General features: G+C 47.8%; 15 protein-coding genes. 6 read left to right on the top strand and 9 right to left on the bottom strand.

Translation table 11 applies throughout. The annotated features are described in order from the left end of the window. Nucleotides 1-16 precede the first annotated feature (16 nt). The 4 genes from BN6628_RS07175 (at nucleotide 17) to BN6628_RS07160 (ending at nucleotide 4642) form a co-directional block, all read left to right on the top strand. Nucleotides 17-721, top strand: coding sequence for a response regulator transcription factor (locus tag BN6628_RS07175; protein ID WP_068615973.1), 705 nt, complete (start codon nucleotides 17-19; stop codon nucleotides 719-721). Continuing rightward, entirely contained in the window at nucleotides 718-1698 is a 981-nt protein-coding gene (locus tag BN6628_RS07170) for a sensor histidine kinase (RefSeq protein ID WP_068615971.1), read from the top strand. Before BN6628_RS07175 ends, BN6628_RS07170 begins: the two co-directional genes overlap by 4 nt. A gap of 276 nt (nucleotides 1699-1974) precedes the next feature. Next, entirely contained in the window at nucleotides 1975-2745 is a 771-nt protein-coding gene (locus BN6628_RS07165) for an ABC transporter ATP-binding protein (RefSeq protein WP_068615969.1), read from the top strand. Next, complete coding sequence (locus BN6628_RS07160; protein WP_068615966.1) at nucleotides 2720-4642, top strand: FtsX-like permease family protein; 1923 nt, start codon at nucleotides 2720-2722, stop codon at nucleotides 4640-4642. Before BN6628_RS07165 ends, BN6628_RS07160 begins: the two co-directional genes overlap by 26 nt. Nucleotides 4643-4768: 126 nt before the next feature. Here BN6628_RS07160 and BN6628_RS07155 read toward each other — a convergent pair whose 3' ends face one another. The 5 genes from BN6628_RS07155 to BN6628_RS07135 all read right to left on the bottom strand — a co-directional run bounded on the left by BN6628_RS07155 (nucleotide 4769) and on the right by BN6628_RS07135 (nucleotide 8549). Then, entirely contained in the window at nucleotides 4769-5683 is a 915-nt protein-coding gene (locus BN6628_RS07155; protein WP_068615964.1) for a M23 family metallopeptidase, read from the bottom strand. An 89-nt stretch (nucleotides 5684-5772) separates the two neighbouring features. Continuing rightward, nucleotides 5773-6864: a sensor histidine kinase gene (locus BN6628_RS07150; RefSeq protein WP_162272653.1), complete on the bottom strand. Its 1092-nt coding sequence runs from the start codon at nucleotides 6862-6864 to the stop codon at nucleotides 5773-5775. Further along, a complete protein-coding gene (locus BN6628_RS07145) occupies nucleotides 6854-7555 on the bottom strand; it encodes a response regulator transcription factor (protein ID WP_068615961.1) in 702 nt (233 codons plus the stop codon). The genes BN6628_RS07150 and BN6628_RS07145 overlap by 11 nt, the downstream gene beginning before the upstream one ends. Nucleotides 7556-7668: 113 nt before the next feature. After that, on the bottom strand, nucleotides 7669-8094 hold the full coding sequence (locus BN6628_RS07140) for a hypothetical protein (protein WP_068615959.1): 426 nt from the start codon (nucleotides 8092-8094) through the stop codon (nucleotides 7669-7671). 11 nt (nucleotides 8095-8105) lie between these two features. Next, nucleotides 8106-8549 (bottom strand): zinc ribbon domain-containing protein, encoded by a 444-nt coding sequence (locus tag BN6628_RS07135; protein WP_068615956.1) that lies wholly within the window; start codon nucleotides 8547-8549, stop codon nucleotides 8106-8108. A gap of 236 nt (nucleotides 8550-8785) precedes the next feature. Between BN6628_RS07135 and BN6628_RS25535 the strand changes: the two genes are divergently transcribed. Next, a complete protein-coding gene (locus tag BN6628_RS25535; protein ID WP_082926828.1) occupies nucleotides 8786-9106 on the top strand; it encodes a hypothetical protein in 321 nt (106 codons plus the stop codon). Between the two features lie 3 nt (nucleotides 9107-9109). Here BN6628_RS25535 and BN6628_RS07125 read toward each other — a convergent pair whose 3' ends face one another. Both BN6628_RS07125 and BN6628_RS07120 read right to left on the bottom strand, forming a co-directional pair. Continuing rightward, on the bottom strand, nucleotides 9110-10864 hold the full coding sequence (locus BN6628_RS07125) for a sensor histidine kinase (RefSeq protein WP_068615953.1): 1755 nt from the start codon (nucleotides 10862-10864) through the stop codon (nucleotides 9110-9112). Continuing rightward, the gene (locus BN6628_RS07120; protein ID WP_068622058.1) at nucleotides 10854-11579 is read right to left on the bottom strand and encodes a response regulator transcription factor; all 726 of its coding nucleotides are present in this window, start codon (nucleotides 11577-11579) and stop codon (nucleotides 10854-10856) included. Before BN6628_RS07120 ends, BN6628_RS07125 begins: the two co-directional genes overlap by 11 nt. Nucleotides 11580-11795: 216 nt before the next feature. Between BN6628_RS07120 and BN6628_RS07115 the strand changes: the two genes are divergently transcribed. Then, nucleotides 11796-12779, top strand: coding sequence for a M23 family metallopeptidase (locus tag BN6628_RS07115; RefSeq protein WP_068615951.1), 984 nt, complete (start codon nucleotides 11796-11798; stop codon nucleotides 12777-12779). A gap of 46 nt (nucleotides 12780-12825) precedes the next feature. Here BN6628_RS07115 and BN6628_RS07110 read toward each other — a convergent pair whose 3' ends face one another. Together BN6628_RS07110 and BN6628_RS07105 are read right to left on the bottom strand one after the other, a co-directional pair. After that, complete coding sequence (locus BN6628_RS07110; RefSeq protein ID WP_068615949.1) at nucleotides 12826-13311, bottom strand: disulfide oxidoreductase; 486 nt, start codon at nucleotides 13309-13311, stop codon at nucleotides 12826-12828. A gap of 1 nt (nucleotide 13312) precedes the next feature. Beyond that, nucleotides 13313-13978: a DsbA family protein gene (locus BN6628_RS07105; protein WP_082926827.1), complete on the bottom strand. Its 666-nt coding sequence runs from the start codon at nucleotides 13976-13978 to the stop codon at nucleotides 13313-13315. Between the last annotated feature and the right edge of the window lie 24 nt (nucleotides 13979-14002).

Below are 14002 nucleotides of genomic sequence, written 5' to 3'. Positions count from 1 at the left end.
CAAAGGAGATATTTTCATGTATACCGTTATGATTGTTGAGGACGATCCCAAGATCGCGGAATTGCTTAAGAACTACATAGAGAAATATGGGGACCGGGCTGTGCCGGTTCAGAGCTTCGACCGGATTCTCGATCAGTTTCAAGAACTGAGCCCCCACATTGTGCTTATGGATATCAATCTTCCAAGCTTTGATGGTTATTACTGGTGCCGCCAAATCCGTACTCTCTCAACTTGTCCGATTATATTTATTTCCGCACGCAGTGGAGAGATGGACCAGGTTAGAGCGCTGGAGCACGGGGGCGACGACTATATTACGAAGCCATTTCACTACGAAGTTGTCATGGCTAAGATTCGCAGCCAGCTCCGGAGAGTGTATGGGGATTACGCAGCCAAAATGGAGGAACGCACTGTGTCGCGGTCAGGGCTTATTCTTTATCCCGAACGGATGGAGTTGACGCTGGGCCGCAGAACAGTCTCTCTGACCAAGAGGGAATCTGTGCTTATCGAGGCGCTGTTGGAACGGAGCCCAAGGTCCGTCAGCCGGACGGCGATTCTGGATAAACTGTGGGATGACTCTTTTGTCGATGATAATACGCTGAGTGTAAACATCACCCGTGTTCGCAAGAAACTTGCGGACCTGGGGATCGAAGACGCTCTGGAAACGATGCGCGGAGTAGGCTACCGATTGAACATTACCTGGAAGGACGCGGATGAATCATGAGGCTGTTCCTGCGCGAGCATATCCCGCTCTTTATGTTCTGGATCGTCCAGCAGATCCTTGTGCTTCTGGTTTATTGGTATGACGGCTACGATCATCCACTCACTGCCTTATACGCCAGCTTCTTAAGCTTGGTTATGTTCCTTGCATATCTCATCTACAGATACTACACACACCGTCAGTTGTATACCAGGCTGTCCCATACACCAGCCAACCTCAAGGATTCGATATATCAAGATGAGCCAGCCCCTCTTCCTTCTGCAATAAGCAGATTGCTCGATATTCAATTCAGGCACTACCAAGAGCAGCTCAAGAAATATGAACGGCAAAGACAGGAACATCTGGTCTTTATGAATCAGTGGGTGCATCAGATGAAGACTCCTCTGTCGGTCATTGATCTGATCACCCAAGGTGAGGATGAGCCGCAGTATGAGAATATTTCGGAGGAGGCCGACCGGATGCGGCAGGGGCTTGAAATGGTCCTGTATATGGCCCGGCTGGAGACCTTTGAACAGGACTTCCATGTAGACCGGACCCTGCTTCGGAGTCTTGTTCAAGAGGTCATTCATGAGAATAAACGGTATTTCATACGCAGCCAGGTCTACCCCGATAATCAGGTCAACGATCAATTTCACGTGACTACAGATGCCAAATGGCTGCGGTTCATCCTGCAGCAGCTCCTCACCAATGCCATTAAGTATTCCTCAGGAACCCGAAGTACCATCCGTTTCTCCGCCCATACGCGGGATGAAGCGCTCGTCCTCGAGCTTCGTGATGCTGGAATCGGGATTCCGAAATCGGATATCTCCCGGGTCTTCCGTCCCTTCTTCACAGGTGAGAATGGGAGAACTTACAAGGAATCCACCGGCATGGGGCTGTACTTGGTAAAAGAGGTGCTGGACCGGCTCGGCCATGACATTGAACTGGAGTCCAAGGTTAATCAGGGCACAACGGTACGCATCATTTTCCCATACTCATAAACAGTAAGAAGTCCCGTTCAAAGTTGAGCGGGACTTTATGTGTTATATAAGTTGAGTTGAACCAAGTTCCCTCTAACCCACTAACCTTACAAAGCTGTCAGGTAAATGAAAGAATAACCGATAGGGGAATTCCCTATTCAGCATTACACTTATAAGGAACCCAATCAGATTAGGATTCAAGACAAAGATTGTAACCAGTACCTGAGATGAAGCGTTACTTAAATGACTATTGTTGCAGGAAGTACAAACATTGATTTATGAAGGGAGTTTTGACATATGGAAATATTAAAGGTTAACCATCTCAGCAAAATATACAAGGGTGCAGTATCCTACGAAGCTCTATCCAAAATCCAGCTGACCATAAATCAAGGAGAATTTGTAGGAATTATGGGGCCCTCTGGCAGCGGGAAGACCACCCTGCTGAACCTGGTGTCCACCATAGATTCCCCCACCTCAGGTGAAGTGCTGATTAATGGGAGGAACCCCCACACCCTGACTCCGGATGAGCTGGCTGTGTTCCGGCGCAGAGAACTCGGATTTGTATTTCAGTCCTTTAATCTTCTGCATACCCTTACAGTGAAAGAGAACATTATTCTGCCTCTGGCACTGGATGGTATCTCTGTGCAGGAGATGAATACACGTGTGAACCACCTGGCTGAGAAGCTTGGAATCACGGCGATTCTGGACAAGCGCACCTATGAAATCTCGGGGGGCCAGGCTCAGCGCACAGCCATTGCCCGGGCTCTTATCCATGAGCCCAAGCTCGTTCTGGCGGATGAACCTACCGGAAATCTGGACTCGAAAGCCGCTCGCGACGTAATGGGCATTATGGAGAAGCGGAACAAAGAGGACGGCACTACCATGATGCTGGTCACCCATGATCCGGTAGCCGCAAGCTACTGCAACCGCGTAGTCTTCATCAAAGATGGCGAGCTGTATAACGAAATCCACTACGGAGACAACCGTGCGGCCTTTTATCAGAAAATCATCAATGTACTGTCACTCATGGGAGGGAATGCCGATGAATTTCAGACAATTCGCGTTTAACAACGTCGTACGCAATAAACGGACTTATATTGCGCATTTCCTGAGCAGCGCCTTCTCGGTTATGATCTTCTTCATTTATGCGCTCTTGCTCTTCCATCCGGATTTGCAGGGCCAGCTTGTGTCCAACAGCAGTACGATGAGCATGCTGGCTACCATGGGCATGCGGGTCTCCCAATATATCGTCTTCATCTTCTCGTTCTTTTTCCTGCTGTATTCAGTCAGCGCCTTTCTGAAGCTGCGCAAGATGGAGTTCGGCATCCTCTTGATGCTCGGGATGTCCCGCAAACAGCTGCACAGGCTTCTATTTACCGAAAATATCTTGATCGGATTCGCCTCCATCCTAGCCGGGATCGGATCAGGACTGATCTTCTCCAAGCTGATCCTGCTGGTCTGTGCGAAGATACTAGCCATTGATAAAGGACTCCCGTTCTATATTCCTCTGAATGCAATCTGGCTGACCGCAGCGGCGTTCGCAATCATGTTCGTGGTCATCTCCCTCTTCACTTCCGTAATGGTCCGAAGGGGAGAACTCGTGGACCTGATCAAATCAGCTGAGAAACCGAAGCCGGAACCGAAAGCATCCCGATTGCTCGCCCTGCTGGCTGTACTCTTGATTGCTTCCGGATACGCGTGTGTGTTTGTTTTTGTCTTCCGGAGGGTATTTAATCTGATCCTGCTGGCTGCCGGAGTCGGCCTGGTCATCTTGGGAACCTACTTCCTGTTCACACAGCTTAGCGTATATGTTATTCGGAAGCTCAAGAAGAATCAGCGGTTGTTCTTCCGCCGCACCAATCTGCTAACCCTATCTGAACTGGCCTACCGGATGAAAGACAATGCCGTTATGTTCTTTATGGTCTCGATTATTTCAGCAGTGGCCTTCACCGGAATTGGAACATGCTTAGCTATCGGCGCTCCGGGACTTGCGGAAATGACAAATCCCTATGCGTTTAAATATTCGTCAAATCCGGATAATCCATTCGAAACTCAGCATATCAAGCTCATTGAACAGGAATTGACTAAAGCTCATTTTCCCTATCAAATGGGGACTACCACCCCGGGCTACACCGACAATGGACTGACTCTGATCAAGCTAAGCGACTTCAACAGCCTTGCTACCGCCCTGGGCCACCCTGCCGAGAAGCTGGGAGATCAAGAGATGATTATTGCGCCCTCTACTGTAACTGAACTCGAGGATTACAAGCGCAATGGAATCTACGAACCTGAACCTGAAATTATTAAGGAGAACTATCAGAAGAAATTCAAGGCCATTAAGGCACTTGATTATATTGTCATTCCTAATATTGTTAACCTGCGCCTGGTCTCCGATCAAGCTTACAGCACTATATTTGCTCATCAGGACAAGGCCTTGATTACGAAAAATTATTTCTTCGTTGTCAAAGACTGGCAGCACTCCCGGGATGTCTCGGCACAATTATCCAAAACGATAAGCAAATTTGACGAGCGGGGTAACTACTCCTTCACCGCCCTTGTAGATGACTGGATTTCAGCAAGGCAGCTGAACGGGATACTGTTCATCCTGAGTGGATTGGTGGGCATCGTCTTCTTTACCTTCGCCGCCAGCTTTATCTACTTCCGTCTGTATGCGGACTCGGAGCGGGATGAACAGCAGTACAAGATGATTGCCAAAGTTGGATTAAGCCGGAAAGAATTAAGAAAGACGGTCACCCGTCAGCTGATCCTGATGTTCTTCCTGCCGATTCTGCTAGCTGTAGTACACAGTGCCGTGGCTTTCACAGCCCTGCAGATGTTAGTTTACTACTCGGTGCTCAACTATGCTTTAGCAGTCTTCGCCTCGTTTATTGCGATTCAAATTGTATATTTCCTGATCATCCGGGTCCGTTATCTCACGCATTTGTACAGGAAATTAATCTCGTAAAATCCGATAATTCCAGATAATTAAAGGCTGCCCTGTGTGTGGTATGATCCCCGCACCAGATCAGCCTTTTTTTTTATAGTTTATGCGTCTCTACAGCAATCCATAGTAATAATCCATGGCAAATACTCAAAGAGGTGTTACGCTATCTCCACTTGGCACGTCTTTCCCGTGTTCTTGGCGCATTCCGCCTATTGGCATAGCATTTCCTGTGCTATCTCGGAAATACAAGGGAAGTCCTTCGGAAAGAAACAAGCTCGTGTTCGCTGGATTTTGACGCTGATGATGAATGTGAATATGCGGCTCACTCGAACTTCCGGAATTCCCGGCCTTTGCGATTAAGGCCCCCTCATCCACATGATCCCCCGCTTTTACTTTTATGGAGTTCTGCATAAGATGGGCAATTACCAAATAAGTTCCCGTTTCATCCAACTTGATATAAATGTGGTTGCCTGCCATAGACTCATGCTCATCGGTACCCGGCGCATGGTCACGGTCGTCATCATAAGCTTCCACAATGGTTCCGGCTGCCGGAGCCACCACGTCTGCCCCATAGATTCCATAATCACTCAAGTTAGGGCTGCCCATGCCCGCCGGCTTCATCAACAAATCATATGCCCATCTTTCACTAGGCACCACCACATGAGGATAATTCGTCTTAATCGAGTCCCCTCCCCATCCAACCAGTACGGTTTCCTTAACAGGAAGCCGTACAGTAACAGCTGGCTTTACCCGATTCACATCTGCCGGATAAGCAATCTGTAGTGAACCCAACAGCCAGCACATCGGCCAGGTGCTTATTATGGCTAAGATAAATATGCTGATCCAGCGCATGCGTACCTTCTTCCTCTTGATCAAGGACACTATGAAGTACCCTAGGGACACGCATAACGAGACTACTCCCACGATGGAGAACACCTGAAGCAGCCACCAGCTTGCAACACCAGCCACACCGCCAACCCAATAAACACTTCCCCAGCATAAACCAGGGACTACTATCAACAAAATCAATAGTGCAAAAGAGAATTTCCCTGTTCGAAACATAATTCATCGTCCTCCTTCCTATGTATGCTTCGATTGTATAGGAGGAGTCTTACAACCTTTTAGAGAAATACTTACGACTTTTTAAAGATTTAACCTTCATTATCCTGAATTCGCCAGCCAGGAAGCCTAAGTGTAAAACAAGTTCTTTCTGTGTTACTCTGCAGGGTTATAGAACCATGATGCAGTTCAGCGATACTTTTGGCAATCGCCAGCCCCATGCCTTTCCCCCCCGTATGGCTGCTTCTTGACTTTTCACCCCGATAGAAGTTCTCAAACACGTAAGGCAGGTCTTCAGGAGGGATGGGGTCCCCGTAGTTAATCATTTGTACTACCAACTCTGTCCCCTCGGCATGCAAGCGGAAGGTTAATCTCCCACCTGCCTTGCCATAATTGACAGCATTACTGACAATATTCTGGAGCAGCCTCACGAGTAAGCGGCTATCTGCCTTGATGCAGGGGATTTCTCCTTCAATCTCCATCTCAAAGACCATTCCCTCATTCTCCAATTGCGGCATAAAATCAATCACTACCTGCTGAATCAGTTCCTCCGCATCCAGCTTCTCGAACGTTAATTCAACACTGCTTAAATTGAGATAGCTGTACTCCAGCATTTCTTCGATCTGATCTTTTAACTCGGTGCCCTTTCGTCTGGCCACCTGTATATATCGGGAACAAGCTTCCTGGTCCTGGGCATGCTCCTGAATTAATTCAAGATACCCTAACAGAGAGGTGAGCGGCGTCCTCAAATCGTGCGAAATATGGGCGATCATCTCATTTTTGGATTGCTCCGCCCGCTTCTGGCTTTCTATCTTTTCCCTAAGCTGGTTCACAATTTGATTAATGTTGCCTGACAATTCGCCAATTTCATCGGCGGAATGAACGGGCAGGTGAACACCGGTATCTCCTTTTATCACCTTGCCCATTGCAGAGTTCACTGAAATTAAACGACTAATCAAGCCCTTCGACAATAGAAAAAACAAAAGTGCGGCGATGATTAGAAAAACAGCAAAATACATGAAGGAATAATCTTCTTCAATCATGGACAGAGATTGCGCACTTATACCGGCCAAAGAAATGACTATCGACTGGGCCAAAGCGATGAATCCAGCCGACAAGCTGATGCTAAGAATCACCCTAAGCAGTAGCTTAAAACCAATTCCATAAATCATCTTATTTCTCAATTCTATAACCGACTCCCCAGACATTTTTGATGATCCTTGGATTTCTCGGGTCCTCTTCAATTTTGCTTCTTAACCGGGCAATGTGAACCATAACAGACCTGCTGCTGCCCTCTATAGATCTCTCTTTCCATACCTTCTCAAAAATTTCCTCCAGCGTGAACACCCGGTTCGCGTTTCTGGCAAGTAGAAGCAGAATATCATACTCTGTCTTTGTTAATTTAACAGGCTGGCCGAATAAAAATATACTTCTGGCACCAATGTCTATCTTTAACTCATTGATATGTATAAAGTCCTTTTCCTCCTGAAGGTTCCGTTCCGCCATGTATATATATCTCCGCAGCTGCGCTTCCACACGCGCCGCCAGTTCGATTGCGCTAAACGGTTTAACGATATAGTCATCTGCCCCTGTTCTCAATCCCACAACTTTATCGATATCGGTTGACTTAGCGCTTATTAGCAAGATGGGAATATCAGAATACTCACGAATTCTTCTGCAAATTTCAAACCCATCCATATGAGGCAGCATAATGTCCAATATGACCAGGTTAATTCCACCCTGGGATATCATCTCCAAAGCTTCTTGTCCTATTGAAGAAGTTGCTATGGAATATCCTTCTCTGCCTAAATATTCGCTGATCAAATTTACGATATCGGGATCATCATCCACAATTAAAATCTTCTCATTCCCCATAAATCTCCCTCCCTTTTCGGAAATTTATTATCACATGTTCTTAACGTGTGTGCAAAAAAAGCCCACTCCAGAAGCATTTTGCTTCCAGACAGGCTTTTGCACCTCTGAAACTCCTATGGTGTTTTTCGTGTCCCCACATGAACAGAAGCCGTATACCTGAACAAGAAGTACCCCAGTACTGCATAAACAGCAACCGGGATCAAGCCGGACAGGGATATGTAAGTGAACGGAAAAAACAGCAATAACGCCTTCAACCACAATCCATATGGCAGATACTTAATGTTGTCTGTCGTTAGCATGATCCATGCTCCAAGCAAGAAGGCCCAGTGAGACAAAGTAAACAGCGGAATCGAATAAAAAAGGAAGTGCAGGCCCGACTGGCTTGAATAGGGAAGCAGCCAAACTAGAAGTTCATACAAAAAGCCGATGCCCAAACCGCCAAACACCAAATGCATGTCATATTTCCTTAATTGATGATACCACTTGAACAATTCAAGCCATTTGCGTAATTCTCTTGTTAATACCGTAAATTGTTGCAAATACATTCCTCCTAAGGTTTATTTTGATCGGGCAGATGCCGTCCCTGCTCGGAAATTTCCCGCTTGCTGTCCGCCTCGTATTCCACAAAGCTGGTGTGTTCCACCTCGTAAGTCTGACCACAATTCGTGCAAAATTTAGCTTCCACATTGCTGGTGGAACCGCATGACTTGCAGGTCTTGTAATCGTTGATATTATCAATGTGCAGCAAATTCTGCTCAATGGCCATCTTCAGCTCAAATATCCGGTCCATCTGTCCGGATATCTGATCCTGGGGCAGCGGATAAGTCCCCTGCTGGACCGACTCGTAGACCATTTTGCCAATAGCTTGAAACTGCTTGTCAATTTCATGCTGCATGCTGTTATTCTGCAGCTTCAGGCGGTTCGTCTCAACCACGTTTTTTGCCTTGTTGCCGGCTTCTGCCATGCCGGCCTTGAATTTATCTAAAAAACTCAAACCATTACGCCTCCTTCATCTCCGTGTTGTAATTTCTGCCTAAAGTAGCTCTTCGACACCTTTCCCCTAAATCCTCTTCGAGCCGCCAATAATCCTTCCAAACAGAGCCAACGCTTCTTAAGCATAAACGAATGATATAATACGTTTGTTACAGACTCAGAGGTTCCATAATTCATGAAAAACAAATTTAAAATTGCTATAATCAGTATATTACAAGCGATTGGACTGAATAACTTATGGCCTTTGGTATTAATAGACAAGAACTTAACGAGTGGAAAGATCAGATCAGACAGGGCAACATTGCTTTTTTGACGCACTATTGGCTTGAGCCGCGATTTCCCGGCATCACCACCGTAACCAAAGTGGGCTGTGCCGACCTGGATAAGCTTACCGCGTGGTGTGTGCAAAATGGTCTTAATCCCAAATATATTCACAATCGTCAGCCATATCCCCATTATGATCTTATTGGCCTCAAACAGCAGTCCATTCTACAGAAGGAGCAGATGTGGGATCAAATTGAACGGTTCAAGCTGCTTGATCACACACCTCCGTTCTAAAGCTTAAACATAAGGGAATTCCAGCTTGATCTGTGTGCCTTCGCCCACACGGGTCTTCACTTCAATCGTACCTCCTAGGGCATGTACCAGGGCTCTTGTGACCGCCATTCCAAGTCCGGTCCCCTCCGATCTTCTCTCTGTATTCGTTCCCCTGTAGTAGCGCTCGAACAGAAGCGAGGCGGTAGTTTCATCCATCCCTTCCCCGTTATCGCGGATCGTTACCGAATAGGTGCTCTCCGCCAGATCCCCCAGAATTACGGTTGCCACCGTCTGCGGCTCGTTATGAAGCAGTGCATTGGCAATAAGATTATCGAGGATGCGTCTGAACCAAGGATGGTAGATTTCCGCCTCCACTGGGCGATCGGCAGGCACGAAATGAACCTGGCCCTCATCATAAGCGGGATAGCAGCGGATTTGTTCTACAACGTCTGCAAGATATGCATTCAGCTCCACACGTTCCCTCTTGGGCGGAGAAGCCTCGTTCTTTAGACGGTAGGTCAGCCCAAGATCGTTGATCAGGTCATCCATATAAGCCGATTTCTGTCTAATGATCGTGGCAAATTCGCGGATTTCTTCATCTGTCCAGTGGAGCGAATCCGACTCCAGCATATGAGCATATCCCTTAATGGTAGACAGCGGTGTCTTCAAGTCGTGTGTTACCCCCGCAATCCATTCCTCCCGGATCGTCTCCTGCTTGGAACGCAGAGCTTCATTAGTCCGAAGCGTGTCTGTCAACCGGCGCAGTGAGCCCATCACGTCTTTATATACCCGGTATCTCCTTCTCTGCTTGCCTTTTCGGTCCTGGCTCCGTGGAAGACCCTGCCGATCCAGCGGTTCCTCGTACACGCCCTCGCCCAGCTTGCTCAGCCACTGCATCATATGCATCATAGGTGAACCAAAACGATGGCCATACCAGAACGAGAACAGAACCAGAGTCACCAGTGAAGCGACAGCTATAGCCCCCAAACCCGTGAGTATAATCCGGATTTCCGGGAACATACTCGGGGTTTCACCCGGCTTGGTTCCAGTTAAAGGTTTATTCAGAATCCATGTATTTCCCTTGGACTGATCATAATAGAATAATAACTCGGCGTTATATCGGTAGCCGTACCTTGATCTGAGAACCAACTCAGATAACTTGTAGGTGCCTGGCACACCATTGGGCTTATTAAAAGAAGCAATTTCCGCCCCGTTTGAATCGAGCAATTGAATCCAGTCATGCTCCTTCTTAAGCTGCTCCTGATCAGCTTCTGGAAGCTCGAGCTTGTCCCCATTCTGCTTCATTCCGGCCCGGAGCAGCCGCTCCAGGCTGCGGTCCGCTTTATTCTTTGGCCTTCCATACAGCAGGGTGTACGTGACTCCGTCTTTTTCGTCAACATACAGGCCAAGACTGTAAGGAAAAGACATGGTCTCCGTCCAGTACGACATGATCTCTCCTGAAGCATACTTCCGCGGCACATCTGCAGGAGTATAGTAGCTTTGGGTAACATTTCCCCGGTCATCCAACAGCTGCAGCCACCCTCCTGAATCACGAACCTTCTTAAGAAGGCCCTCGTCAAAATGAACCCCCTTCTCATCCTGCACCGAAGTATCGATAAGCCTCATTAACCCTGCCTCCTGAAACTCCCTATTGGATTCGAGTTTGTTCAGTTCCTCCAGAATCCACAATGAGGCCGCTACCGCAATCGTCATCAGTACAAGGCCAACCACAACCAATTGACCGATAAAGCGAAAGACGAGCCTGCGCCTAACGTTCATGCTGCCCCATCGGAGTCACAAGCTTGTACCCCATCCCCCGTACATTAATCACGTACTCAGGACGGGACGGATTCACTTCAATCCTCTCCCGTATCCGGTGGATGTGCACCATGACCGTGTTGTCCTCACTGATCCCGTCCATGCCCCATACCCGCTCATAGAGCTCTGTCTTCGTAAAGATCCGGTTCGGATTCTGGCACAGAAACAATAGGAGCTGATAGACAAGCGAGGGACATGGAACCAGGTTCCCTTCCACCCACAGTTCACCTGACTCAGGGTACAGCTGGAACCGGCCAAAATCATAACTGCTTCTGACCGGAGAACCCGTTGACACATCCTTTTGCCTCAAATGACGCCGAAGCTGGGACTTAATTCTGGCTACCACTTCAAGTGGGTTAAACGGCTTGGTAATATAGTCATCTCCTCCAACAGCAAAACCGGTCAGCTTGTCAAAGTCGGAGTCCCGGGCGGTAAGAAAGAAGATCGGAGCATCCGTATACTGCCGGATAAATGGGCAGATCTCAATGCCGCTGAGTCCGGGCATCATGATATCCAGCACGATCAGATCATATGGACTTGCTTTACAGGCCTCCAGCGCCTTTTCTCCGGTCTCAGCCGTGTGTATATGTATAAAACCTTCCTTTTGCAGCACCTTCTTAAGCATTTGGGTAATTGCCGGCTCATCGTCAACCAGCAGGATTGAAGCTTGATTCATCAAATTACACACTTCCTCTCTCCCCATATTTTAGCATCCTCCCCAAGAGGCTTGGAACTCTATGAGTCTTAACTTAAGCTTAACTCTTCTCAGGACGAATTAAGTTTACTTTAAGTCTCCATTCAACCCCTGGTAAGGCTGTATGTTTATGATGGGAACACACATGGGTCTCCTTGACCTATAACAGACCATTTAGAAAGTGAGGAATACATCTTTATGAAACCCGTCTATTGGTTTATCGCTCCCACAGCCCTGCTGCTTGTCTTCGCTGCGGCATTTTCGTTCAGGAATCAAGAGAAGGTCGAAGCGGCCGCTTTGGTTGCAAGCTCAGCCTCAATCTCACCCGACCAGCTAGCCCCAGCCCTCCTTAAAGGAAGATTCGATTGGGTATACTCCAGGATGACTAAGGAACTGCAGAAAGAGGTCCCTAAAGAGGAGTTCAAAAAACTGATGACCCAATTCCATAAAGGAATCGTGACTTACAGACCCGAAATCAGATATCGTCTGAACGGGGTGTTGGCCGCCATTGGGCTAAGCCAGGATAAGACCAAGGGCTATCAGGTCATCTATAATTCCAGTAAACAAATTTCCAGTTTCATTGTTCAATCCGAGCTGCCAAGTGAGAAGAAAGCTGCCAAAGATCTGACCAAGAACGTCTACAGCCTTCCGTTCAAAGGCGACTGGTTCGTATTCTGGGGAGGGACCAATGTGCTGGTCAATTACCACTATGCAATCCCTGCGCAGCGTTATGCTGCCGATTTGGTTAAAGCCGTTAACAACTATTCCTACAAAGGAGATCCGAAGAAAAATGAAAGTTACTTTGCCTTTGCACAGGACATTATTGCTCCGAAGGAGGGTACAGTAGTTGAGGCCGTGGACGAGTATGAGGATAATTTCCCGGTGGGGACCACCAATCCGGATAATCCACCTGAGGGCAACCACGTGGTAATAGACCACGGCCATGGAGAGTACAGCCTGCTTGCCCACCTGAAGAAAGGGTCTGTGAAGGTGAGTAAGGGCGACATAGTAAAAAAAGGGGATCTTCTCGCCTTATGCGGAAACTCCGGAAATTCCAGCGAGCCTCACCTTCACTTCCAAGTTTCGGATCATCCCTTGTTTACCGAAGGCAAATCACGGCTGGTCCGCTTTGAAGGAAATCCGGAGGTGCTGATTGGCCGGACACTTAAGGGAAGCAAATAACCGGGAACCGTACTTTTAAAATGTAGATATAAAAAAAGAGAGCCTGTTACAGGCTCTCTGCTTTGTTATACTCGCTGTCTTCCTCCAGCAGTTCCTCTTCCTCAGGCTTCTCCCTGCCGATCAGCAGGAATATCGTAATCAAGATGAAAGCAACCAGAGCCATGAGAGGAATGGTAATAAAACCAAACCAATCCAGATAATCCACATTACACGGAACGCCTACGCGGCAGGGTGCGATGTCAGACAATCCGGGAATTTTCTGTTCAGCGTAATGGAACAGCGCAATGAGTCCACCAATAATATTGAGCGGAAGTGTATACCGGATAATGCTCCGGTCATCACGGTAAGCCGCAATTCCCAGGAGGATGACCTGCGGATACATGAATATCCGCTGGAACCAGCACAGCCGGCACGGTTCAAAAAGCATAACTTCACTCAGATACAGACTGCTGGCTGTGGCGACCAAGGCCACTAGCCAGGCCAGATATAAGCTGTACTCTCTGATGATGGAATTCCCCGGCTGCCTGCTCATATTATTCACCCGCCAACGCTTTGTCGACCGCCTGCTTCAGACTGCTGTAGTCCTTGTAGTCGCCTGAATACTGCGTATCGTTGATATAGACTGTTGGCGAGTATTTAAGACCCAGCTCATCAGTCTTAGCATTGTGCTCGTCCACTTCGTTTTGATAGGTTTGTTTCTCAATATCCTGCTGAAGCTTCGTGTAGTCAATCTGCAGATTCTCCCGCTTGGCCAGATCAACCAGATAGGCTGGGGTAATCCGCCCGCTGTTCTCTGCTCCCTGTTCCCGGTACAGTGCGTCATAATATGTCCAGAACGCATCATTGCTCTGGTGATATACCGCCTGTGCCGCCAAGGCAGCCAGATTGGATTCATCCGGATTTTTGCCTGCCCCGATGAAGGAGAAGTTCATAAAGTAGAAGGATACCAACCCTTTATCAATGTAATCCTTCTTAAGCTGAGGCTTAACCTGCTCAGTAAACTCCTTACATGCCGGACACTGATAGTCCCCGAACTCCACAATCTTGACCTTGGCATCCTTGCTGCCAAGCACCGGCAGCTTGTCATAAGGGAATTCCCCTTTTGCAGAGGTGCTGGACGACTTGGGATTAAGACCAATCACTACAATAATCAGAATTAAAAGGACCGCCACAGAGGAGAACCAGATGAGACGTTTCATTCTTTGTTTCTGCTTTTGCTGCTC

The organism is Paenibacillus tuaregi, assembly GCF_900086655.1.
Classification (GTDB): domain Bacteria; phylum Bacillota; class Bacilli; order Paenibacillales; family Paenibacillaceae; genus Fontibacillus; species Fontibacillus tuaregi.
The sequence above is the reverse complement of the archived record's forward strand: the minus strand, read 5'-3'. Positions and strand labels throughout refer to the sequence as shown.

What these genes read in the sequence shown, in the direction of transcription:
- BN6628_RS07175 (WP_068615973.1), top strand. Translation starts at nt 17, where the DNA reads ATGTATACCGTTATGATTGTTGAGGACGATCCCAAGATCGCGGAATTG.
- BN6628_RS07170 (WP_068615971.1), top strand. Translation starts at nt 718, where the DNA reads ATGAGGCTGTTCCTGCGCGAGCATATCCCGCTCTTTATGTTCTGGATC.
- BN6628_RS07165 (WP_068615969.1), top strand. Translation starts at nt 1,975, where the DNA reads ATGGAAATATTAAAGGTTAACCATCTCAGCAAAATATACAAGGGTGCA.
- BN6628_RS07160 (WP_068615966.1), top strand. Translation starts at nt 2,720, where the DNA reads ATGAATTTCAGACAATTCGCGTTTAACAACGTCGTACGCAATAAACGG.
- BN6628_RS07155 (WP_068615964.1), bottom strand. Translation starts at nt 5,683, where the DNA reads ATGTTTCGAACAGGGAAATTCTCTTTTGCACTATTGATTTTGTTGATA.
- BN6628_RS07145 (WP_068615961.1), bottom strand. Translation starts at nt 7,555, where the DNA reads ATGGGGAATGAGAAGATTTTAATTGTGGATGATGATCCCGATATCGTA.
- BN6628_RS25535 (WP_082926828.1), top strand. Translation starts at nt 8,786, where the DNA reads ATGGCCTTTGGTATTAATAGACAAGAACTTAACGAGTGGAAAGATCAG.
- BN6628_RS07125 (WP_068615953.1), bottom strand. Translation starts at nt 10,864, where the DNA reads ATGAACGTTAGGCGCAGGCTCGTCTTTCGCTTTATCGGTCAATTGGTT.
- BN6628_RS07120 (WP_068622058.1), bottom strand. Translation starts at nt 11,579, where the DNA reads ATGAATCAAGCTTCAATCCTGCTGGTTGACGATGAGCCGGCAATTACC.
- BN6628_RS07115 (WP_068615951.1), top strand. Translation starts at nt 11,796, where the DNA reads ATGAAACCCGTCTATTGGTTTATCGCTCCCACAGCCCTGCTGCTTGTC.
- BN6628_RS07110 (WP_068615949.1), bottom strand. Translation starts at nt 13,311, where the DNA reads ATGAGCAGGCAGCCGGGGAATTCCATCATCAGAGAGTACAGCTTATAT.
- BN6628_RS07105 (WP_082926827.1), bottom strand. Translation starts at nt 13,978, where the DNA reads ATGAAACGTCTCATCTGGTTCTCCTCTGTGGCGGTCCTTTTAATTCTG.